This window comes from Gottfriedia sp. OAE603 (assembly GCF_040543965.1).
GTDB lineage: Bacteria > Bacillota > Bacilli > Bacillales > Bacillaceae_G > Gottfriedia > Gottfriedia solisilvae.
In genome coordinates, this window is record NZ_JBEUNN010000001.1 from 2,617,771 (window position 1) to 2,639,805 (window position 22,035).

Sequence of the window (22,035 nt, forward strand, 5' to 3'; positions counted from 1 at the left end):
TCATTTAATATTATTCTCCTCTCACACGGATTTGTTTGAGTTGAAAATCTTTTAAATGATATTATTTAAAACGGATTTTAAATCCCTTTGGATTATAGATTCTAGATAATAGTTCATTTACTTCCTTTGAGTTGAAATAAGTAACTAGTACTCTTTTTATAAAAAATTTTAGCAACAACTACTTTATCGATTGTGGCTAAATGGTTATTGAATGAACCCTGATCCCAAAATGGGCATCTGACTCTCGGTCACATACCGCAATTTGTTGTTTTCTTGAGTTGATAGATAAACTTCCCTGCTCGGTATTTCCGGGATGATTCGGTAGCCGTTCTCCTCAATCCAGGAACCTAGATCGATGCTAACTGGTGTATATATATCTGGACTGCTCATATGTGTCACTGACGCAACCGCCATTTCCGGCAACACCTTCGTCTGAAAGCGAGCCGTGTCCTGAAGCTTGCGCGAGATTGGGCAAGCTATTTCCAAATCGATACTGTATTCACACTTCGTACAACTATACCACAACACCATATGGGTAACAGGTAGCGGAATTCCATTCCATTTTAAATATTCGTCGATTTCTTCGAATAACCCAGGAATACTTGCTCTATCCGTGGTCTCTTTAAGCGTTGCAACCATTAAGGGCTCGACCTTCTTAACCACAACCTCGTAATGAGAAAGACCGTCACTTTGCCGTTCAATTTGCTCCAGTCTTACCTCAATACGCCTTAAACGCTCCATTTCAGACTGAATCAGCGAGTGCAGCGCCTTCTGCTTAAGTCGAAACATTCTGCGAATTTCCTCAGTAGATACATTATCATTCAGAAGCTGTTTGATTTGTCCAAGTGTAAAACCAAGATCCTTAAACGCCAGAATTCGATGAAGATCAAGTAGTTGTTCGCTCTTGTGGTAACGGTAACCGTTTTGTTGATCGGTATAGGCAGGTTTGAGGAGTTCAAGTTGGTCATAAAATCGTAATGTTTTAGCGGGAACTTGGCTTAACTTTGAAAACTCGCTGATTTTAAACATTTGATTCACTCCTTTCTGTACTAGAATTATAAACCTTCCATATAAGTGGAAAGTCAAGCAAAAAAAAAACATTGCAAACCGATATCTACCTATATTTGCAACAAAAGTGAATTTTTAATCACACCACATTTTCCGAATTTTAATAAAAAACGGCAACGGGATAATTCATGCCCTCCAAACAGGTGAAATTATGGTGCAGGATTAGATGTATTTGTCAAAGAACCAATTAATATGGATAATCACCTAGTTTCAATGAAGAATGTTGTTACTTTGCCGCATATCGGCTCTGCCACTTACGAAATTCGCTTTAAAATGGCGATGTTAGCTGCAGCTAATCTCGTATCTGCATAAAAGGAGAAACCCCGGCAAATTTAATTAAAAGGTAAGTATTAATAGCCGCGAGTGACTTTACTAGATTATATTCGCGCTTCTCATAAAAAAAGAAAGGCAACATCACCAATTTTGGGATATTGCCTTTTTACGTTTATTCTAACCAAATTACAACAACAGTTGTTTCTGTCCTATTGTTGATGCCTCAGCCATTTCTTGGTGCACTATTCTCTCCACCTATAGATTCTGCAGTTTCCATTTGAATTATATTTCATTCACCTAAAAAAGAACTCGTTTTACTCAGTTGCTTGACTTTCAATAAAATAATACCAGCAACCAGCAAAGCCTCTCTTTGAAAATGAGTTAAACTGCCGCCGAGTGTAACAACTCATTTTTAACATAGATGAAAAAAACACCCTTCCATTTAGTGTAACTAAAACACTTCAAATATTTCAGTTAACCTTCAGAGAGTGGAACTTACCCTCTCCATTAGGATGCTAAAACACCTTCCTGGTTTTACCTCTTCAATTTTTTTTTGAACCTTAATATTTTATGACTACCTATGGCGCGTGTTTAATACTAAACATATCTAAGGCCTATTTTATTATTAAATATTTGGTTTTTATTTTTAAAGATAAATGATCCGTTTGAATAATCTATTACTAATTGATTATCATACACTTCTTCAAAGTCATTATTAACTAAAAATTCAATGTTATCTACTGTTAAAATTTTTTCATATGCGTCATTTGGTCTTTTGTTAATAACTTTCATTTCGTAAATATTATTTACTATGTCACAGCTCCCACGATCAAATGACAATTGAATAAATTGATTCTCATTCATTTTATTGAACAATACTTCCTTTGCAGAATCAGTTACTTGAAAATCCACTTATAAACCCTCCTTACAGTAAGGATATTGTTCTAACAACAAACCATAATAACACTAATCATATCCATACGATTTAGCTTGATTAAATTAATTCACCATTTAAAAACTCTATAATAAAACCTGGTTACTTCTTGTACTTTTTCTCTTAGTACTTGGGGTAACGATCACCTCTTATTTACTTTACAATCATTACAGCACAATTCGCATGCTGGACCACTTTATGGCTTACACTTCCCAAGAGCAGTTCTGAAAAGAGGCTAAGTCCCCTGCTACCCATTACGATAAGATCGTAATCTCCCTCTTTTGCCTTCTTGCATATCATTTCTGCAGGATCTCCAATATGGTATTCGCTATCATATTGTATAGATGACCCTGAAAGGACTTGTGCGGATTCATCTAAAATCCTCCTAACTTCCTCTACTTGCAATTGTTCAATATCAATATCCACTCCGAAAGCAACTGTATTGATATTGTTACTAGGAATGATATGAAGAAGCGTTATACGGGCATTTATCCCCATGTTTTGCGCCAACCTTTTTGCTGATTTCAATGCATGTTTAGAGTGTTCGGATCCGTCAACTGGAACCAAAAATCGTTCATACATATTGTCACTCCCCTTATTATAAAATCTTATTTTTATGATAAAACCCATGACGGTGATTATCTTTTTTATTAATCAGATCAGATCCTCCGCTTTGATGACAAAACTTGACGGCGATCGTTAATAACATATTTTAATTTGATGCTTTTTAATAGAATCCCTCAAAGATTTTCCATTGTATGCGCAACTTTTTAATTGATCGCGAAATCATAGGGGAGATTCTCCTATCTATAAAACCATATTTGCAGTTGCTTTAATCGTAACTAATAGCTGAAGACCCAACTTGAGAACGTTCATTCTCAAATATCCAAATAAAAATTAATGGTTTGTTTGCATTCCCCCTCTCCGTTCATTATTACATATCATCTTGAAGCTCCTTTATTTGGAACTGTTGTACTATATGTCTCACGTTTAAATCGAACTGAATATAACAAGACATAAACGACAATCAAGGAAGAAAACAGATTTAGCACGACAAGAGAAATGTTTAAATTGAAAATTTGAGTAAGTGCTCCAACAAAAACAGGAGGCACAATAAACCCTATATACGCACACATCCAAAAAGCCGAAATCACACGTGGTTTCGCTTCAGGTTCAGGCAGTTGCCCTGCAAAAAATAGTGCATTTTGGAAAGTCCATCCTCCACCAAGTGCTTGTATGAATATACTGATCCATAATAATGGTAAACTTGCAGTATAACCAGATGTAACAATCAACCAAGAACCAATAACTAAAAGCAAGATCCCCCATCTAATACGTGTAACAGGTTGAGAAGGTCTAGGAATAAACTGTGCGAATGCACCACCACCTAATAGAATTAAAAAGATCAAACCAGAAATAAATAAATTAGATGTGTGAATAACATTTTTCACGAAAGTAGGAATTAGAGCAAGTGCTGTTCCTTGGATCGTAAATACTGTAAAAATAGCAAGTCCAGACATCGACCAAAAGTGAGAACGTATTTTTTTTGGAACGCCAAGTGATATCTTATGTTTTGCAAGCTTTTGTTCTTTCGTAACTACATCCTTTGGTAGAGATCCTAGTATGACAATCGATATAATTAATAATCCAATTAAGATCCAAAATGGTAATCTAAGTGGTTGAATAGGCAAATATTGTAACATGAAAGCCGCAATAGCTGGTCCAAGTCCAAAGCCAACAAGTACAGTAACTCCTGAATATTTAATAGCTTTACCAATTTTTTTGGGTTCTGATTGTCTAATTAGAAAAGCCACAGACGTACCAGTAAACGAACCATACGCAATTCCCTCTAAACTTCTTCCAACATATATCATCCACGCTTCTGTACTACCAATCATGAGCAAAGTTGAAACTATTGAAATTAAAATACTAATGCTAAGAACTTTTTTCAGTCCCCAAGCACTTCCTTTTGCCCCCACAACAAGTAGAGTCGGTAACAGGAATGCAGCATAGATAGCAAACAAAATCGTAATTTGCAAACTGTTTAATTGATAATATTCGCTATACAGAGGAAATAATGGAGTTACAAAAGTTGCTCCACAAGACATCAATAATATAACTAATAACATTCTTTTCACATTCATTTTCCTTTCTAATTCTTAATTTTAATCCTTATCTTTTATAACCTTATTAACAATTTTCTTACTCTATAGCCTTTCGTCACTCTTTTGAGAATGTTCATTCTTAAAAATACAAACCTCCACAACTCCGCGATTAACAAAGGATATACTCACGTTTCGGGAATATCACGATTTGTTAAAGTTCGCAGTTGTTTAAATTCATTAATATAAATTTTTCAGGCTGAATTCATGCTCCAATAATTGTATTTTAATTAACCCTTGTTTTCGAAACTCAATACATAAAAGCTATTTACATTAGCTTCATATACTTTTAATTGTTTATTAGCTATTCATCAATACAATTATTAACTTCCTTCGACGTTTATATTTATAACATATTGTGAACGAACGGTAAAGAATTATTTTTTACCGTTCGTTCTCGAATTATTATTAAAATAAATAGCAACAAAAAAAGTTAATGTCTTTAGATAACTATTTTTCATCACTATAAAATTAGAAATCCGGTCCTAATCTAATACAGAGAGTGTCGTATCAATAATATTTTTAAGTTTATTTTTATCGTTAGTTGTTTTGACTAATACTCGTAAACCTACATAAGAATTATGAATAAACTGAGATAGTTTTTCTATATCATGGTGTTTAGGAATTTCTCCTGAATCTTGTCCACGTAATAGTAATTCAAGTATAATTTTTTCTGTTTTAGAAAAATTTTGTTCAATTTTTTCTGCTACTTCTTGATCATGTATAGTCAACTCAACTGCACTATTAATTGTCAAACAACCAACCGATTTTTCGTTATCTTGGTAAATGGCCATTTCTAATATACTTCTAATAGCATCTTTCACAGTTGATGAATTCTTAACTTGTATATCCATTTTATTCTTCATTTTGTGATCATAATGTTCCAATGCTTTAATAAATAGTGTATGTTTGTCACCAAATGTATCATATAAACTTCTTCGGTGAATCCCCATATGAGAAACAAGATCTTGCAATGAGGTTTTTTCGTAACCTTGATACCTAAATAGTTCAGTTGCTTTTTGTAAAACTTCTTTTTCATCATATTCCTTATGTCTTGCCACGCTAGTACCTCCTTTTGAAAGATTATAGCATACTTAAAAATAAACATTGTATAATCAGTAATACACTTTTTAAAAGGAATTTGACAGATAAAGGATTCTAAATTCAAAATTGCGGTTTAATAAGTGTTCGTTACTTATGTTAAACGATTAAGTATTTTCTAGATTAAAAGGCGTCTTCGTTAGATTTGGATAAACAGGTATTTAATTGAGCAAATAGATGAAGATGCCGCATTATTTGTAACAGAGAGAGCCCCTCACAGTGGATATTAGTGCTCCTCTTGAAGTTATTCAAAGTTTACAATGTCATGTAAAGAGTGAGACGACACACATTTATGCCGAATTAAGTGGAAAACAACGGCAAGAGCATTAAAGTAAATACTTTTAAAAATATGACCTAAAATGGTCCTATAAATTACTAACTCACTTCTTTAACGGAATTTATTATCTTTATTTCTATCTATCCATTTTAACCGTGGTTTAAGTGTTAACACTTCAAATAAATGGTAAAATAAATTACTCCCTTTCGTTAAAATTAGTCCGATATTAGAAAAACACGGATGAATTTAGGTTTTACAAATATAAAAGCACGGTCCAGTTTGCGAATCTTTTCACTTAAACTAAAATGCCATTTAGTTTAAGTGAAATTCCTCACAATCAAAAAAATATATCACTTAAAAAACCCCGCTTTCGTTAGATAAAATATGTCTTTTAAATAAATAATAAAAACCACTAATGCAACTAAAAATTAGCATTAGTGGTCCCCAAATTTGTTTCTAGAATATTACACAGTAAAGAACATTTTTATCTAGAAATAGTGATATATACCCTGCTTCATACTATCGTATTTCTTAACTTTTAACGGCTACTTCCTCATGGATAATATGAAATTCTTTTTTTAAAATGGCTTCTTTTAGCTTTTTATAGTGTTCTTCACTAATTGTTGGAGGGATTGTAATTAAAATTCTTCTATAAACTGAATCACTATCTAAAGTAATACAGCTTTTTACATTTGCATATTTGTTAACGATATTTGCTAATCTAGATAACGCACCCACATGCTCCATCGTACTAACAGTTAATGAGTAACCGCCATCTTTTAGACCCCATGCTTCCTCTAACAGTTCAAATACTGTTTTGTGTGTTAAGATTCCAACAAACTCGTTCAAATCATTTACTACTGCTAAATATGGAAATCTTTTAATCGTAAAGAATACTTTAAAGAAAGGTGAATCCTCAGAAATCGGATCACATTCCTTACGTACAAAATCATTTACCGTTTTTCCTTGTAGTGAGTCGTTTTCTACTAAATACTCAGCTAAATCTACTCTGTATAAGTTACCTACATATTGTTTATCATCTTTACTTAATACTGGGATACAACGATAGTTTGTTTTCTTTAGTAGTTCCCACGCGAATTGTGCCTCTGTTGACACCATACAATGTACAACTTCATGTTTTTTTACGATATTACCTTTAATTCTCACTTTATCCCTACTTTCATTCATTTACTTTCTCATATTGTTTTGTTTTTTAATTTTTACAAAGAATTTTCATAGACAAAAAAGTAATATGCTACCTCAAGTCAAATGAAATCCTTGTTCCATTAATACATTCGCTCTTTCTGTCAAAGTACCTTTATCTTCTGATGCTAGTATGAAAATTTTTATTAGAAAGACATTAGAGCACACAACATGTAAATTATATTGACTTAATAGGGATATTATTCCATGAAAAAACATTTTCTTTTATTTTATCACTTTAACTATTTTCCATTCCTCTAGAGAGTTGACGTTTCTATGACTTTCTAGAACTAATAAAAAAATCACTTATAAAAGTGATTTCATTTTCTCTCGTTCAACTATTTATATAGGATGTCGTCTTTCAATGAAGCAACTTTCGTTAAAGCCTGATTGATATCGCTTTCGCTTACTCCAAAATGTGCTAATGCATCATGTAAATGATTAGCGATAGCATTAAAATGCTCTGGTTGGAGATTCATTCCCTCATGTGCCTTGGCCATAGATTTCCCTGTATATTGATTAGGTCCACCTAGTGCAAAACTTAAAAATTTTGCTTGATGTTTTCTTTGTTTTTCCATATCTGTATGCTCAAAAAAATGATTTACAGTTTCGTCTTTGAGTACTAATTCAGAGTAAAAATAATCTACTACTTTTGAAATAGCGTCCTCTTTACCAAATTTTTCATAAAGTGTTTGTTCCATTAAAATCATTCCTCACGTTCTAAGATAGCAATATTTTCCCCAGTTTGTATTTGACTATTCAATGATTCTTATATACTGAAAAAATACTGCATAGTTCCTATAAGAAAAACAATCAAAAGAAAAGCACAAAAAGAGAAGAGATTTACATCTCTTCTCTTCTCTTCTCTTCTCTTCTCTTCTATTAAGCTTCCTGTTTAAATGTACTTTTTAAATCTTTTTTTAATTGTTCAATTTTATAATCAAATGTTTGAAGGTCAAATTCTGAACGAACTCGAAGCTCTAAATCACGAATTTGCTTTTCAAAATAATTGAAATCAATAGAAGGCATTTTACTGTTTAGTAAATGATGAGTTTCATTGATTTTCTTTGTTGCATGTGCCATATTTTGACGTGACATTAAATCAAACTTTTTTGTATGAAGCTCTTTTAACTTTTTTTCAATTTGATCAACTTGCTCATGCATAAAGTTAATTTCTTCTTCTGTTTTTGAGATTAGTGCAGCAAATTTATCTGCCTGCTCTTTATAAAAAGCAAGGTCCTCATTCGCACGCTTCGTTAAATCTTCAACACCAGCTTCAGTTGCTACTTGTAATTGTTCTTCACGTTTTGTTACCATTTGAAGCGCACCTTCACGTTCTACCTGGAACTTCGTGCGTAATGAATAATGTCTTTCTAGTAACCCTCTTACTTTACTTAATTCATTTTCTGATTGTTTGATGAAATAATTTAATTGAGAAATTGGATTTTTATGTTCCTTTTCATCTAAAATTCCGTGTAAGTCTGCAGATATTTGGTCTTTAATACGAGTAAATAAGTTTTTCATTTTCAACACTCCTCTTAGTTTAATGGTTTGAAATTTTCATCATAAATTTTGTATTCATCATCTTTTAAGCTTTTTTGGTTTCTATAATCCTTATATAGGTAATAAAGCAAAACAGCTGCTGCTACTCCTATTAATGAAGGAAGACCACTAATTGCGATCGATAATCCGATTAAACCAATAATCGCCCAAACTATTTTCATAAAGATTGAATCTGTTTTCATAAACTTTTTAAAACTGTAATACGTAATTAGTAACCCAAGTCCTAATGCAATTAATCCACCTAAATTCGCTAAAGCAACACTAATTAATATTAGTACGAGGATAAACATTAAAAATTTTTTCATTCCCTCGTTCGCCTCCTTTCAACTTATACTCCTATCTTATACAAGTTTTTGCGTATGAATAATGGCCTGAGGAATGGTTTTATATCAGACTTAAGAAGTAGAAGAGTTGTTTTTTGCTCGTAAATAGGCATTTTATCTGCTCATTTCAACTTTCTTCACCTTTTATGTGAGGTAAAGCCTACTCTAACAGTCTTCTTGAGTGCTCATTAACTAACGCCTACTTAAATAGCAACAATGGATATCAAAAAACAGGTCAAACAAAAAACCAGTATCTATTTAGAATCATCTAAAAGAGTACTGGTTTTACATTAGAATTTTGGAAGTTTAACTCCTGCCTTTAATTCCAACAATTGTGATACCGTAACAAATGAATATCCTTGTTTTTGTAAAGCAGGTAAGATTTGTTTTAGGGCATCAATCGTTTGAGTTCGATCACCACCATGATCATGAAATAAGACGATATCACCTTTTCTCGTATCTTTTAATACATTTGAGACGATTTTATAAACGCCTGGATTTGACCAATCAAATGTATCTTGATGCCATGACCACATGACTGTTAAATAGCCAAGCTCATGTACTGCGTTTATTGAACGTTCACTGTAATATCCAAATGGTGGTCTAAATAAAACAGGTTCCACATGTGTAGCATTAATGATTGCTTCATGTGTTTTTTGAAGCTGATTTCTAATTTGTTCGTCAGATAAGTATTGAAGTCTAGCGTGACTAAATGTATGATTCGCCACTTCATGACCCTCTTCAATCTCTCTAAGTGCTACCTCAGGATATCTAGTAACTCTCTCACCAATTAAAAAGAATGTTGCCTTTGCATTATACTTTTTCAATAAATCTAGCACTTGAGGTGTGTATAAATCATTTGGGCCATCATCGAAAGTAATTGCAACCACTTTTTCTTTAACAGGCACTTCCCATATCGCTGTACCTTGCTTCTCATAATAATATCGATTTTTACTTGCAGCACTTACATTACTTGAAATACTAAGTATAAATACACAAAATAAAAGGATAACTTTTAACAGTTTCAAAGCGCCGACCTTCCCTTTACACATAATAACTATATCATGTCACTAAAGTGGTCTTTTATGCGTTTTATACAATCTTATTTAAACTCGGGAAATTTCAAATTCATCAAAATCATTTGCTATAAAAGTGTTCTCAAAAATCGAACGTGCTTCGTTTAATAATGTATTTGATAATTCCCCTTGGTATCTAGCACTAATATGTGTTAAAAACAAAGTATGAATATTTTCCACTTTAGCAATAGTTGCTACTTGTGTGCTTGTACTATGAAAATAGTCGTATGCGTGCTTCGTTTCTTCATCAGCAAATGTAGATTCATGTACAACTACATCCATACCTCTTGCAAGTAACTGACTTTTTCCAGTCATTCTTGTATCACCTGCAATCGCAATTTTTCTTCCTTTTTTTGATGCTCCAATGAAATCATTTCCATTAAGGACTCTTCCATCCTCTAAAGAAACGGTTCTGCCTTCTTTGAGAAGTTTATAAATCGGCCCAGGCTGTACGCCCTGTTTTTTCAATTCAGGAACATTTAATTCCCCTGGTAAATCCTTTTCAATTATTTGATAACCGAATGACTGAACACCATGCTCTAGCTCAATTGCATTTACTAAAAATGTATCATCCTCAAAAATGATTCCTTCTATGATTTCCTGATACTGAATTGGATATTTTAAATATGTTCCACTTATTTTAAAGCTAGTTTCTACATATTCTTTAATTCCTTTTGGTCCATAAATCGTTAATAAATCTTCTCCACCTAAAAAAGTTCTGCTACTTAATAATCCTGGTAACCCAAAAATATGATCACCATGAAGATGAGTAATAAATATTTTCTCAATTCTTCTTGGGCGAATATTTGTATGTAATATTTGATGCTGAGTTGCTTCCCCACAATCAAACAACCAAGTAGTTCCTCTTTCTTCAAGAAGTTGTAATGCGATACTCGTTACATTTCGTCCTTTTGATGGCATTCCTGCTCCAGTTCCTAAAAATACAAGCTTCACGATCATGCCTCCATCTAAATCATTTCTACTAGTTACAGTACCATTTGTTACCTGAAAATGCCAACACTTTAAAGAATGATTTATACATAAATTGGGAAATTTACACAATAGAGTTTTAAATTTAAATTCATGGAGGATTCCAATGGAAAAAAAGTTTTTCCAACTAGTTTCATGTTCTATGATCGCAAGCCTAATCTTCGTGGGCTGTAGTAATCAGAATAATAATATAAATGAGTTGAATAAAAATAAAGATTTAAAGATTGGGATCGTCACAAATAAAACTGGTATAAAAGACCATTCATTAAATCAGGCCGTTTGGGAAGCAATCGAGAAAACGAGTAAAAAACACGGGTGGAAGGAAAATGAGCATTACAAGTATTTAAATGCAAAGTCAGAGGCCGATTATCAAAAGTATTTAAAGAAATTTGCAAAAGAAGACTATGATCTAATATTTGCTGTCGGTTACCCATTTAAAGAACCGCTTAAAAAAGTTATCAGTAAAGATGAAAAAAATAATTATGCATTAATAGACGCAATTGTTGATAAGCCAAATGTAGTCAGTATTACGTTTCATGAAGAGCAATCATCCTTTTTAGCAGGAATCGTAGCAGCAATGTCCACAAAGTCTATGAAAGTTGGTTTTGTTGGAGGATCTAAAGGGAAACTAATCGAAAAATTTGAATACGGTTTTAAAGCTGGTGTAAAATCAATCGACCCAAAAATAAAGGTTATTTCAAAATATGCAAATGCATTTGATCAACCTGAACAAGGAACGAAATTAGCTTCAACTATTTACTCTTCGGGTGCAGATGTTATATATCAAGCAGCTGGCGTTACTGGTTTAGGCGTATTTTCAGAAGCAAAAAAGTTGAAGAAAAATGGAAAAAAAGTTTGGGTTATTGGTGTGGATCGCGACCAATATAAAGAAGGTTTACCAGAGAATGTTACACTTACATCAGCAATAAAAGATGTAGATAAAGCAATTGACGAAGTAATCACAAAAACCATAAAAGGTAACTTCCAAGGCGGAAGAATTTTACGATTTAGCATAAAAGATCATAGTGTCCGACTATCAGATGAAAAGAAAAACTTAAATAAAGATATTAAGGAACAAGTATCATTGTATGCAGATAATATAAAATCCGGAAAAATTGTCGTACCTACTACAAAAGAAGAATTCGACAAATTCTCTCCGGTTAAACCGGAAAAAGAAGCAACTAAGAAAAAGGTTAAAATCATGAATTAACAAAATACAAAGGTTTTCAAAACTCTTTGTCCAAAAATCTTGTTATTGTGCATATAGTATATTACCCGCAAATAAAGGTAAGGTGTTATACAATGACATTACATGATTTTTTCTTACTATTTTACTGTTTTATGATTTTTATTTCTGTACCAATTGGATATCGTTACGTGTCAATAAAAACAAAAAAAACTGGTGAATTCTTACCATATTTAGTCAGTTCACTAGCATTCGTTTTAGCTGATGGCATCATATCAATCTTAATTTGGATTGCGATTACCTCAAAAATGAACACCTTTATGTATTTAGGTGGCCTATTAACAGGCATGATTTTTACATCATTATGCGGATTTTTACTCTTTTTTGTACTACTTTTAAGACGTAATACTTTTTTAGATGCTTATGAAGAGTCTTAATCCCAATGACAATTCAATTATTAAGAAATAGAGTCAGTTTTCCTCTATTTCTTTTTTGTGGTTTTTGAATTTTGCATTCAAAATACATATAAATTGTGATTTTCTAATAAATATGTTTATACTTTCATTAATAGATTTAGGAGGTTTAATATAGTGAAAGTAACCGTTTATTCTGATTATGTATGTCCGTTTTGTTATTTAGGGAAACACCCTTTAGAAGAAGCATTGAAAGAAGTTGAAAATGTTGAGGTAGAATGGAAGCCGTTCCAATTACGCCCTGAAGGCTCTGAGCCGCTAAGTCCTAATAGTTCATATATCCAACAAGGATGGAAGTTTGGTGTTCAACCACTTGCTGAAAAATTAGGTGTTGAAATGATCTTACCTACAATGGATCCTCATCCTTCTACTAAAAAAGCTCATCGTGGTTTCTTATTTGCAAATGAACATGGCAAAGGTTCTGAATATGCACAAGCTGTTTTAGCTGGATTTTGGACAAAAGGAAAGGAAATCGGGGATGTAAATGTATTAGCTGATATAGCTGAAAATTTAGGACTTGATCGCGCTTCATTTATTGACGCTTGTTCAAGTACATCTTATGATCATTCAATTCAAAATCCATCATTTATCAATGCAGTACCTTCTTTTATTATCGGAGACACGGTATTACAAGGTGTGCAAAGTAAGGAAGCATTTATCCAAGCTTTAAATAATCAAAAACAAGTTGAACAGTCTTCATTAAGCTGTGATATTGATGGGAACTGCTAAAGAGGTGTATATTTACACCTCTTTTGACTGCCCGCCAAACGCTCGCTTTCTTCGTTACTAGCCTGTCTGCATTGCTCATTTCCTTTTACGTAAATTCTCTCCCCATCAGTCTTGGTGACTCGAAAGATTAGCGTATTCAATCAGTCTAAATATCTGCTTTTTTATCATTGTCTACACTTTGTCTCACTTGATTCCAATCAATTAAGTATGGATTTCCGCTTATAACTTTTCTCGTCTCACCACTCATCAATAATTGATTTTTTAATAATTCGGATTGAAAAAAGAAATAGCCATGACCACTACCATCATAATAGAAAGGTTTTATTCCCATTACTTCACCCCCAGTACTTTTTTACTATCTTTATTCACCCTCCTTAAGAACTATCCCTTTTATTCCGTCTGAATTTTTCGATACTTTTGTCACATAAACAAAATAAACTTCAAGAAAATAAGCATTTATTTTTTCGAATAAAACTCCCGTCTTTAATAAATGTATTTTTCTTACTATAATGAAAATAAATCCATTTTTGAAAGGTGTTTTTACATATGATTAAAGTTGGTATTATTGGTCTTGGAGCAATCGGTCAACGATTAATCCCTCTATTTTTAAATCATCCAGAAATAAAAATCGTTGCGATCTGTGATACGCTCAAAGAGAGACTACAAGAAACTGCTAATCAGATAGAGTCTGTTCATACTTTTACTAATCACAAAGAGATGCTTTCAGATACTGAATTAGATTTGGTTTACGTTACTGTTCCTCCAAAATATCACCATACTGTCGTTTCTGATGTGATTGACAAGGGAATTAATGTTTTATGTGAAAAGCCTTTAGCAAACTCTATTGAAGAAGCGCTTAGTCTTTATCATCAAGCGAAAGAAAAAGGAATACTACATGCGATGAATTTCCCTTTAAACTACAACGCAGGTAGTAAAACATTCGCTTCTCTTATTAAGGATGGATATGTAGGAAAGTTAAGGAGAATTGAATTAAAAATGCATTTTCCAAGCTGGCCAAGACCTTGGCAACAAAATGAATGGGTAGCAACAAAAGAACAAGGCGGTTATGTACTTGAAGTAGGCGTACATTATATTCAACAAATTCAAAAGATTTTTGGAGATATGAAAGTCATACATAAAAATATACAATACCCAGAGGATCCAAAAGCCTCAGAAAATGGTATTATCGCAAATTTAGAATTAAATGACAAAACGCCAATTTTAATAAATGGTCTAAGTCAAATTGCAGGAATTGAAGAAATCAAGTTCACTGCGTACGGAACTGAAGGTACATTATCATTAGTGAACTGGGCAGATGTTGAAGGTGCTAAAATCGGAGATCCTATCCAAAAGATTGAGACCGATGATTCTTTAAAAGATTCATTAATTAATAATATTGTAAAAAGCCCTTAAAGGCGAAGAAGCAGTCATTATTGACTTTGCCAAAGGCTATGAAGCACAAGTTGTCTTAGAAGCTTTAAGAGGATAAATATGACACAAGTAAATTTTCACGAATTAGATGAAATAGACGATAATGATCTGTCATACGCAGTTATAATGGCAAGATATAATGGAAAATGGATTTTTGTAAAACATAAAAATAGATCGACTTGGGAAATCCCTGGCGGAAAACGCGAAAAACATGAAACAATAAATGAAACAGCTAAAAGAGAATTAAGTGAAGAAACTGGCGCAATAAACTTTCGAATTGAATCCATTTGTATTTACTCTGTGAGTATTCAACAAACTCAAACATATGGTCAGTTATTCTTTGCCGAAGTAAATCATATTGGAAACTTACCTAATTTAGAAATAGGTGAAATTAATTACTTTGATGAAATTCCAGAAAATCTAACATATCCACTTATTCAACCTTTTTTAGCAAAAAAAATTGAATACATACTAAAAAATTGTAATTAAAAAATAGTGCAGCCAAATTGGTTGCACTATTTTCAATTTATTTATTTAACTGGAATCCAGATTTCTGAATAGTAATCCTCACTAAACGGATTACCTCCTGGATACATTTCAAATTCTGGAATTCCTGCGTGTTCATAGCCACTTCCTGGAAACCACTCTGAAAAAATTTGTTTCCAAGCTTTCTGCATCGCATGAGGCATAGCTCCGTTTACCGCAAAGACAGCCCATTTTGAAGCAGGTATCTCATGATGTTGGAAACCTTCAGGTACGATTCCCTCATATTCAGTAGCAACCCAATAATCAAGCAGATTTTTTTCTTTTTGTTCTTGGTTCATTGTACAAACACCTAATACACCTTTAATCTGGCCATTGTTCAACTCATATAATTGATCACTTGTACCGTTAGTGTTCACTTCATCCCACAATTTTGGGATTTCTTGTTGTTGCTGGTCATTTAAACATGAAAATTCTTTTTTTACACCAATAATTTGAAAACGCCCTTTTTCCACAATATTAAATTGCACTGGTTCTGCTCCCTTCAAACTCACCTGTATAACTAGGCGGTTATATGATTTTAAATTGCCGATAAACTTTCTTGCTTCACTTGGTGTCACACCATGTTGTTTGCGAAATGCTTTTGTAAAAGCTTCAGGAGAGTCATAACCATACCTTAAGGCAATATCTATGATTTTATGATCAGTAGTTGTTAATTCTTTTGCCGCTAATGTCATTCTTCTTCGTCTTACATACTCTGCAACATTCGTATCAGTCAAGATTGAAAATGTCCGCTGGAAATGAAAAACAGACGAATTCGCTTGTCTTGATATGTCTTCGATCGATAAATCCTCTAATAAATGTTCCTCTATAAAATCAATTGCCTTTTGTAATGATTCAACCCAAGCCATGTGACTCACTCCCTTAACTACATCCTATCAATGTATTTCAATGTCTTCCTGTCTTTTTGTGCTTTCATTTGACAGGTCTCTCGTTTATTCTTTCTATTTTATTAAAAATCACTTCTTCCTTTTTCTTGAACGAAACTGTACAAGTGAATAGCCAACAAGATTTTGTTGGCTACTTTTCACAAACTAGGATAAAGATTCGTCTTTATTTTTTGCAATTGATAAAATCACAATCGTAAATATAATGCACAATGATCCGATCCAATCAACTACGCCAAATTCTACCTTGAGCCAGATTACAGATAGAACGGCTGCTGATAATGGTTCAACACTAGCTAGTAAACTAGTTTCAGAAGCAGTAATATATTTTAAGCTTTCTAAATAACAATAAAATGCAATTAATGTTCCAAATATAACAATAAAAATGACTGCAAAATATGAACTAATTGACCAATGACCCTGAAATTCCCAAGGTGGATTTATAAAGCTAAAACTAATGCCTCCAATTAACATTCCCCAACCAACAACCATCGTCGAGCCCCATTTTTTTAATAGGTTTTGAGGTTGTAAAGTATAAAAAGCTAATGCAAATGCAGAGCCTAGTCCCCAAAATAGTGCCCAACCAGTAATGGATAGTTCATTTATATTCCCATGAGTTACTAATAGAAAAGTACCTACAAGTGCTAAAGCGACAGCAAGTAACTCTTTATATGTAGGGATTTTTTTAAAGCGAATGGCTATATAGCATGTAATCATAACCGGGGCTAAATATTGTAATATCGTAGCAGTAGCTGCATTTGAGCTATTAATTGCTGCAAAGTATGTATATTGTACAGCTAGCATTCCTAATATACTAAATAATAGTAAACTCAACATATCTTTTTTATTTTTCCAAATATCTACTATGTTCTTTTTTTCTTTCAATCTAGCAAGCATTAATAAAATAATCCCTGAAATCAGTAAACGAATAACGACTAACCATTCGGGACTAAATCCGCTTCTTTGAAATAAGAATTGTGCAACCGTTCCAGATACTCCCCATAAAATCGCTGCAGTTAGGACAAGAAATATCCCTCTTGATCTTGAATATGATAATGCTATTTTGTCAGAACTCATATAAACTCTCCTCTAACGAATAACTAACTTGAATGTAATAGAAGAATCGTAACACACTTTAAATATTCAGAAAATATAAATCGTACAAAAAAGCATGAATTTATCCTTTTTCTGATTAGAATTGTCCGTTATGGAAAAATTGAACAGTATAAGACGTATTTAGGAGAAATATAAAAATGAAGGAAATTTATGAATGCATCATCATTGGAGGCGGTTTTGCAGGGCTACAGGCTTCTATACAGCTCGGACGATATAAGCGCAAAACACTTGTGATTGACACGAACTACGGACGCTCCACATACTGTAAAAGCTACCGTAATATTTTAGGATGGCCAAATGGGATTAGTGGATTACACTTAAGAGAACTAGGAAAGAAGCAAGCAACTGAATATGGTGTTTCATTTTTAGAAGATAAAGTTATTTCTGTGAAAAAAAGTGATACAACCTTTGAAATCAAGACAGAAAAAGGACTCACCTTTGATGCAAAGACTATTTTATTAGCAACGGGTCTATTAGATCGAATTCCTGATATTAAACATATTTTTGATTGTCTTGGCACATCAATTTATGTATGTCCAGATTGTGACGGATATGAAATCTCAGATAAGTCTGTATTAGTATTAGGAGCAGGTATTGCTGGTGCTAATATGGCATTAGAAATACACTATTGGACGAATAAAATTACTTATATTAACCATGATGGCGAAGAATTAGAGACAGATGTTTTAAATCAGCTTAAACATAAAGGGATTGTTTATCAAAAAGAAAAAATTATAGAAATCGTGAAAGACAAAGATTCAAATTTTAAAGGAATTACACTAAAAAATGGTGATGTTCTATTAGCAGACCGCGCTTTTATTGGCTTCGGTGGGAATAAAATATCTAATGAACTTGCAAAACAACTCGGCGTAGAATTGTTAAACAATAAACATGTCATTGTAAATCCTCGAACAAAGGAAACGAATGTTTCAAATGTATGGTCAGCTGGTGATCTTGTAGCACATTCCCAACAAGTCACCATTGCCATGGGTGAAGGTACTCAAGCAGCAGTTTGGATCCATAAGCGTCTACTAGAAATAAATTGATTCATTATAAAGAAATTTCTAGCTGAATATCTAAAGGTTCCTTCTCGTAAATTTTTTGATGTATCTCATCAGCGTAAGTACAACCAACTGATTGATAAAAATATTGAGATTCGATAGATGGGTGTGCTGCTATATATAGCTTTTTTGCACCCATCTGCTTCGCTTTTTCTTTGCATAAATGAAACAGTTTCTTACCAATTCCGTATTGTCTAAATTCATTAGAAACATGGATATACGGTAATTCTAGGTATTGGCTATTACTTCCGAAAAATTGATTTTCAATATTAGCGAAACCTACTACATCATCTTGATGATAAGCACCGATAACTGCCCCTCCTACTTTTAAACAATTTTGTAGAGTTTGGATCACTTGTATCTTTTTTTTCTTCATTCCATTCCTCCACAAAATAATCTTCCTTAATATTATATTGTTGGCCATCTCTATACCAAACTTTATTCGTAACTTGATATCGATTAAAGGTCTTTAAAAACTGCAAATCCAATTCTTGTAATGATAGAAAACGATATTGTATATTTATTTGATTTTCCATTTTACCCCTCATTTTATGAACTTTATGAAAAATTCCTTTAAATTGATTTTGCCATAATAATATTTGTGATTTCATACCCAATTTTCTCATAGAGCAAGCGAGCAATTTTGTTATGACCAAATACATGTAATTCCATTCTATTCATCCCGATTTCTTTTGCTTTTTGATCTATTTCTTGCATTGCCTCTTTCCCATATCCTTTACCTTGAAACTCATCAAAAATAACAAAATCATAAATATATCCTTCAGTTTTTCTTTGAGGAGACGCTTGCCCTAACCAGATTACTCCAACCTTCTGATTATTTTTAAGAATTGAATATATATAATGATTTTCCGTTTTTTCACCATTTGGCAATAAATAAGTAAATTCTTTTTCAGCGCGTTCAAACGCTTCCTCTTCAGTCCAATTACTTGAAGCAACTTTCTCCTTCGCATAACCAATGATTGCTTGCTTAAAATATTCATCGAAATCTTTTTCGCTTATTAGGTTTAATGTCAACATGAACTGACCCTCCTCATATTTTAAAAAGCAACTTTTATATATCTTTAGTTCAACAAAAAAACACTACTTCCTTTTACAGAAATAGTGCTTTATGAAAGAATTTATGTCATTAACATTAATTTATAAATGAGGAATGAGCATCGTTAACATGCTGATAAATGACAAAACAAAGGCTAATACAGGAATAATAATTCTTAGCGCAATTGATGGAAAAGCAAATCTGAAGTATGTATCAACAACACATAAATAACTTCCTATATAAATTAGTCCTGCTAATATACATCTGTATATTTCTTTATTGGTTAATGATTTTAAAGACTGATGTAACAAATGTTGATCTAAATATATATGTACCAATTCAAACATAGAAAATAACAAAAAGTACAAAATAAATGCTTTTACATAATTGATAGTATGAATGTTCTCTTGATCTTGATAAGAATGTCTTTTAAAAAATTGTTTTCTATGTCTTTCTTTTCTCGGAATAAAATGTTCATCCATTGGAGTACTTCCTTAATAAAATATTTATTTACATACTTTTATTTTACCTAAAAATGCTTCTATTTAAAATATTTCAATATTATATCCATTATATTTGTAAAATATAGTAAAAAATAAAATCAAATAAAATAAATAACAAAAACACTAATACAACCTGTTTCTGGTATTTACATTTTTCTTACTTTCATCTTAGCACTTCCATGTGCTCTAATTAAACACCTCCAACATATTTATTCTTATAAATATTTATTTACGGTTTGATCTTATCCAAATTATACCAAATTTTATCTTCACTCTAAACTTTTGCTCCACAAAATTAAAAAGGATGTGACATACAAATGTACATCACACCCTTTTTAATTTGCTTTTATTTTTTTGTTCCTGTGTAAATATGAACTGCATCTCTTAAAAATTCTGCTGTTCCAGGCTGTTCCTTATCGTAGTATGCTGTAAATCGTTCATCATCTACATACATTTGTGCAAGACCTGCATGTGCTTCTTTACTGTATTGATTCCAGTAATAAGATAACCATTTTTTATGCAAATCCGCTGCTTTTTGAGCTAAATCCCCTGCTGGATTCCCTGTTTTAAACGCTTCTGCTAATGTTACTTCTATCTCTTTTGCAAGTCTCGTTACTTCTTCATGTTGCTCTTTTGTCATATTTAATAATTTTTCATTCGATTTATTAACAGCTTCGTCTCCGTATTTTTCACGTACTTCTTTACCGTATTTTTTTTCATTTTCATCTATTAAATTTTGTTTAAAGCCTTCAAATTTCTCTTGATCTGACATCGTTATTCTCCCTTCGGTGGATGCAATCGATTTTTCTACATTTTCGATTAAAGCATCTAATTGTTTTCTCTTGTCAAGAAGTCGTTCACGATGTTCAATAAGCGCTTTGGCACCATCAAATGAAGGTGAACTAACTATTTCTTTTATATTTTCTAAACTAATTCCTAGCTCTCTATAAAACAGTATTTGCTGGAGTCGATCAACTTCTGTTTGACCATATATTCGATATCCTGATGAATTGATTCTTGCCGGCTTAAGAATTCCAATTTCATCATAATACCTTAGAGTTCTAGTGCTAATCCCTGCTAATTTCCCAAGCTTTTGAACTGTATATTCCAAGTGCTTCTACCTCCTGACAACTTTACTTTACACCTTTACGCAACGTTAAAGTCAATTGATTTTCTAAACATTTTTTCAGTTTTTCATCATATTTTTGCATGCTATTAAAAATTGAAGTCAAAATAATGAGAAGAATAAAAGAAAAGTAACATCAGGAGGAACTTACATTCATGAGATATCTCTTCACATCTATCGTTGTATTTTCACTTTTTTTTGTAAGTGCATGTACAAAAGAAAAACCTATTTCACACTCCCAACTTCAGAAAAAAAGCCAAAACCAAAAAACTCATGAAAACCCTCAGTCTTCCCAAAAGGACTTACATAATATAGAGAAAATGAATGTATCGAATAATAGGAATGCTGTTAAAACTGTTGCTCAACCAGCAGCCGTTAATGTACTAGTAAATAAAAAATACTTTTTACCTAAAAATTATGTACCTAAAGATTTGGTTTATCCAACTGTTTCATTTATTTTTAAAGAGAAAATTGAAAAACGTAAAATGAGAAAAGAGGCTGCTCTCGCTTTGAACAAATTATTTACAGGAGCAAAAAAAGATAACATTTATTTAAGTGGTGTGTCTGCGTATCGTTCCTATGTAACACAAAAAGCTGTTTTTAATCGATATGTAAAAGAGGATGGTTATGCAAATGCAAGAAAATATTGTGCATTACCAGGTTCAAGTGAACATCAAACTGGTTTAGCGATAGATGTTAGTAGTAGTACCGGAAAATGTGCTGCCCAAAGTTGTTTTGCAAATACAAAAGAAGCAAAGTGGCTACAATCGAAAAGCACGAATTATGGATTTATCATTCGTTATCCGAAAGGAAAAGAATCAATAACAGGTTATAAATACGAACCTTGGCATATACGTTATGTTGGCGTTCCACTAGCCAAACAAATGAAAAAACGAAACATAACGTTAGAGGAATATTACAATGTATATCCAGTTTCAAAATAAAAAAATCCC

Annotated in this window: 26 protein-coding genes; 8 read left to right on the forward strand and 18 right to left on the reverse strand. The window is 32.5% G+C overall.

The window, feature by feature from the left end; all coding sequences use genetic code 11:
* Nucleotides 1–204: 204 nt before the first annotated feature.
* Nucleotides 205–1,029 (reverse strand): MerR family transcriptional regulator, encoded by an 825-nt coding sequence (locus ABID96_RS13385; protein ID WP_192602473.1) that lies wholly within the window; start codon nt 1,027–1,029, stop codon nt 205–207.
* Between the two features lie 231 nt (nt 1,030–1,260).
* Between ABID96_RS13385 and ABID96_RS13390 the strand changes: the two genes are divergently transcribed.
* On the forward strand, nt 1,261–1,380 hold the full coding sequence (locus tag ABID96_RS13390; protein WP_377896898.1) for a hypothetical protein: 120 nt from the start codon (nt 1,261–1,263) through the stop codon (nt 1,378–1,380).
* 558 nt (nt 1,381–1,938) lie between these two features.
* On the opposite strand, the gene ABID96_RS13395 is transcribed toward ABID96_RS13390, so the two are convergent.
* The 10 genes from ABID96_RS13395 to rnz all read right to left on the reverse strand — a co-directional run bounded on the left by ABID96_RS13395 (nt 1,939) and on the right by rnz (nt 10,934).
* Nucleotides 1,939–2,253, reverse strand: a complete 315-nt coding sequence (locus ABID96_RS13395) for an iron-sulfur cluster biosynthesis family protein (RefSeq protein WP_192602474.1) — start codon at nt 2,251–2,253, stop codon at nt 1,939–1,941.
* Nucleotides 2,254–2,428: 175 nt separating this feature from the next.
* Nucleotides 2,429–2,857 carry a universal stress protein gene (locus tag ABID96_RS13400; RefSeq protein WP_088041935.1) on the reverse strand — a complete coding sequence of 143 codons (429 nt, stop codon included), beginning with the start codon at nt 2,855–2,857 and terminating at the stop codon, nt 2,429–2,431.
* Nucleotides 2,858–3,216: 359 nt separating this feature from the next.
* The gene (locus ABID96_RS13405) at nt 3,217–4,419 is read right to left on the reverse strand and encodes an MFS transporter (protein WP_192602475.1); all 1,203 of its coding nucleotides are present in this window, start codon (nt 4,417–4,419) and stop codon (nt 3,217–3,219) included.
* Nucleotides 4,420–4,922: 503 nt separating this feature from the next.
* A complete protein-coding gene (locus ABID96_RS13410; protein WP_192602476.1) occupies nt 4,923–5,498 on the reverse strand; it encodes a TetR/AcrR family transcriptional regulator in 576 nt (191 codons plus the stop codon).
* A gap of 848 nt (nt 5,499–6,346) precedes the next feature.
* Nucleotides 6,347–7,003, reverse strand: coding sequence for a cyclic di-AMP binding protein CbpA (gene cbpA, locus ABID96_RS13415; RefSeq protein WP_192602477.1), 657 nt, complete (start codon nt 7,001–7,003; stop codon nt 6,347–6,349).
* Between the two features lie 353 nt (nt 7,004–7,356).
* Nucleotides 7,357–7,719: a group I truncated hemoglobin gene (locus ABID96_RS13420; protein ID WP_192602478.1), complete on the reverse strand. Its 363-nt coding sequence runs from the start codon at nt 7,717–7,719 to the stop codon at nt 7,357–7,359.
* 181 nt (nt 7,720–7,900) lie between these two features.
* Nucleotides 7,901–8,542, reverse strand: coding sequence for a PspA/IM30 family protein (locus ABID96_RS13425; protein WP_087999052.1), 642 nt, complete (start codon nt 8,540–8,542; stop codon nt 7,901–7,903).
* A gap of 14 nt (nt 8,543–8,556) precedes the next feature.
* Complete coding sequence (locus tag ABID96_RS13430; protein ID WP_192602479.1) at nt 8,557–8,886, reverse strand: lmo0954 family membrane protein; 330 nt, start codon at nt 8,884–8,886, stop codon at nt 8,557–8,559.
* A gap of 308 nt (nt 8,887–9,194) precedes the next feature.
* Nucleotides 9,195–9,932: a polysaccharide deacetylase family protein gene (locus tag ABID96_RS13435; RefSeq protein WP_377896899.1), complete on the reverse strand. Its 738-nt coding sequence runs from the start codon at nt 9,930–9,932 to the stop codon at nt 9,195–9,197.
* 78 nt (nt 9,933–10,010) lie between these two features.
* A complete protein-coding gene (gene rnz, locus ABID96_RS13440) occupies nt 10,011–10,934 on the reverse strand; it encodes a ribonuclease Z (RefSeq protein WP_192602481.1) in 924 nt (307 codons plus the stop codon).
* Nucleotides 10,935–11,076: 142 nt separating this feature from the next.
* Here rnz and ABID96_RS13445 point away from each other — a divergent pair, with 142 nt between their 5' ends.
* The 3 genes from ABID96_RS13445 to ABID96_RS13455 all read left to right on the forward strand — a co-directional run bounded on the left by ABID96_RS13445 (nt 11,077) and on the right by ABID96_RS13455 (nt 13,358).
* Nucleotides 11,077–12,180, forward strand: a complete 1,104-nt coding sequence (locus tag ABID96_RS13445) for a BMP family lipoprotein (protein WP_192602482.1) — start codon at nt 11,077–11,079, stop codon at nt 12,178–12,180.
* A 92-nt stretch (nt 12,181–12,272) separates the two neighbouring features.
* Nucleotides 12,273–12,593 carry a hypothetical protein gene (locus ABID96_RS13450; protein ID WP_192602483.1) on the forward strand — a complete coding sequence of 107 codons (321 nt, stop codon included), beginning with the start codon at nt 12,273–12,275 and terminating at the stop codon, nt 12,591–12,593.
* 153 nt (nt 12,594–12,746) lie between these two features.
* Complete coding sequence (locus ABID96_RS13455) at nt 12,747–13,358, forward strand: DsbA family oxidoreductase (RefSeq protein WP_192602484.1); 612 nt, start codon at nt 12,747–12,749, stop codon at nt 13,356–13,358.
* 145 nt (nt 13,359–13,503) lie between these two features.
* Here ABID96_RS13455 and ABID96_RS13460 read toward each other — a convergent pair whose 3' ends face one another.
* On the reverse strand, nt 13,504–13,689 hold the full coding sequence (locus ABID96_RS13460; RefSeq protein ID WP_192602485.1) for a hypothetical protein: 186 nt from the start codon (nt 13,687–13,689) through the stop codon (nt 13,504–13,506).
* 215 nt (nt 13,690–13,904) lie between these two features.
* Here ABID96_RS13460 and ABID96_RS13465 point away from each other — a divergent pair, with 215 nt between their 5' ends.
* Entirely contained in the window at nt 13,905–14,771 is an 867-nt protein-coding gene (locus ABID96_RS13465; protein ID WP_377896901.1) for a Gfo/Idh/MocA family protein, read from the forward strand.
* Between the two features lie 78 nt (nt 14,772–14,849).
* Complete coding sequence (locus ABID96_RS13470) at nt 14,850–15,278, forward strand: NUDIX hydrolase (protein ID WP_192602487.1); 429 nt, start codon at nt 14,850–14,852, stop codon at nt 15,276–15,278.
* 41 nt (nt 15,279–15,319) lie between these two features.
* Here ABID96_RS13470 and ABID96_RS13475 read toward each other — a convergent pair whose 3' ends face one another.
* Nucleotides 15,320–16,183 (reverse strand): AraC family transcriptional regulator, encoded by an 864-nt coding sequence (locus ABID96_RS13475; RefSeq protein WP_192602488.1) that lies wholly within the window; start codon nt 16,181–16,183, stop codon nt 15,320–15,322.
* A gap of 183 nt (nt 16,184–16,366) precedes the next feature.
* On the reverse strand, nt 16,367–17,296 hold the full coding sequence (locus tag ABID96_RS13480) for a DMT family transporter (protein WP_192602489.1): 930 nt from the start codon (nt 17,294–17,296) through the stop codon (nt 16,367–16,369).
* A 176-nt stretch (nt 17,297–17,472) separates the two neighbouring features.
* On the opposite strand from ABID96_RS13480, the gene ABID96_RS13485 reads away from it, so the two are divergent.
* Nucleotides 17,473–18,381 carry an NAD(P)/FAD-dependent oxidoreductase gene (locus ABID96_RS13485; protein ID WP_192602490.1) on the forward strand — a complete coding sequence of 303 codons (909 nt, stop codon included), beginning with the start codon at nt 17,473–17,475 and terminating at the stop codon, nt 18,379–18,381.
* A gap of 4 nt (nt 18,382–18,385) precedes the next feature.
* On the opposite strand, the gene ABID96_RS13490 is transcribed toward ABID96_RS13485, so the two are convergent.
* The 4 genes from ABID96_RS13490 to ABID96_RS13505 form a co-directional block, all read right to left on the reverse strand.
* Nucleotides 18,386–18,772: a GNAT family N-acetyltransferase gene (locus tag ABID96_RS13490; RefSeq protein ID WP_377896902.1), complete on the reverse strand. Its 387-nt coding sequence runs from the start codon at nt 18,770–18,772 to the stop codon at nt 18,386–18,388.
* Nucleotides 18,773–18,969: 197 nt separating this feature from the next.
* The gene (locus ABID96_RS13495) at nt 18,970–19,434 is read right to left on the reverse strand and encodes a GNAT family N-acetyltransferase (protein ID WP_192602492.1); all 465 of its coding nucleotides are present in this window, start codon (nt 19,432–19,434) and stop codon (nt 18,970–18,972) included.
* 120 nt (nt 19,435–19,554) lie between these two features.
* Nucleotides 19,555–19,935, reverse strand: a complete 381-nt coding sequence (locus tag ABID96_RS13500; protein WP_192602493.1) for a hypothetical protein — start codon at nt 19,933–19,935, stop codon at nt 19,555–19,557.
* Nucleotides 19,936–20,302: 367 nt separating this feature from the next.
* Complete coding sequence (locus tag ABID96_RS13505; RefSeq protein ID WP_192602494.1) at nt 20,303–21,067, reverse strand: MerR family transcriptional regulator; 765 nt, start codon at nt 21,065–21,067, stop codon at nt 20,303–20,305.
* 170 nt (nt 21,068–21,237) lie between these two features.
* Between ABID96_RS13505 and ABID96_RS13510 the strand changes: the two genes are divergently transcribed.
* On the forward strand, nt 21,238–22,026 hold the full coding sequence (locus ABID96_RS13510) for a M15 family metallopeptidase (RefSeq protein ID WP_192602495.1): 789 nt from the start codon (nt 21,238–21,240) through the stop codon (nt 22,024–22,026).
* Nucleotides 22,027–22,035: the final 9 nt, after the last annotated feature.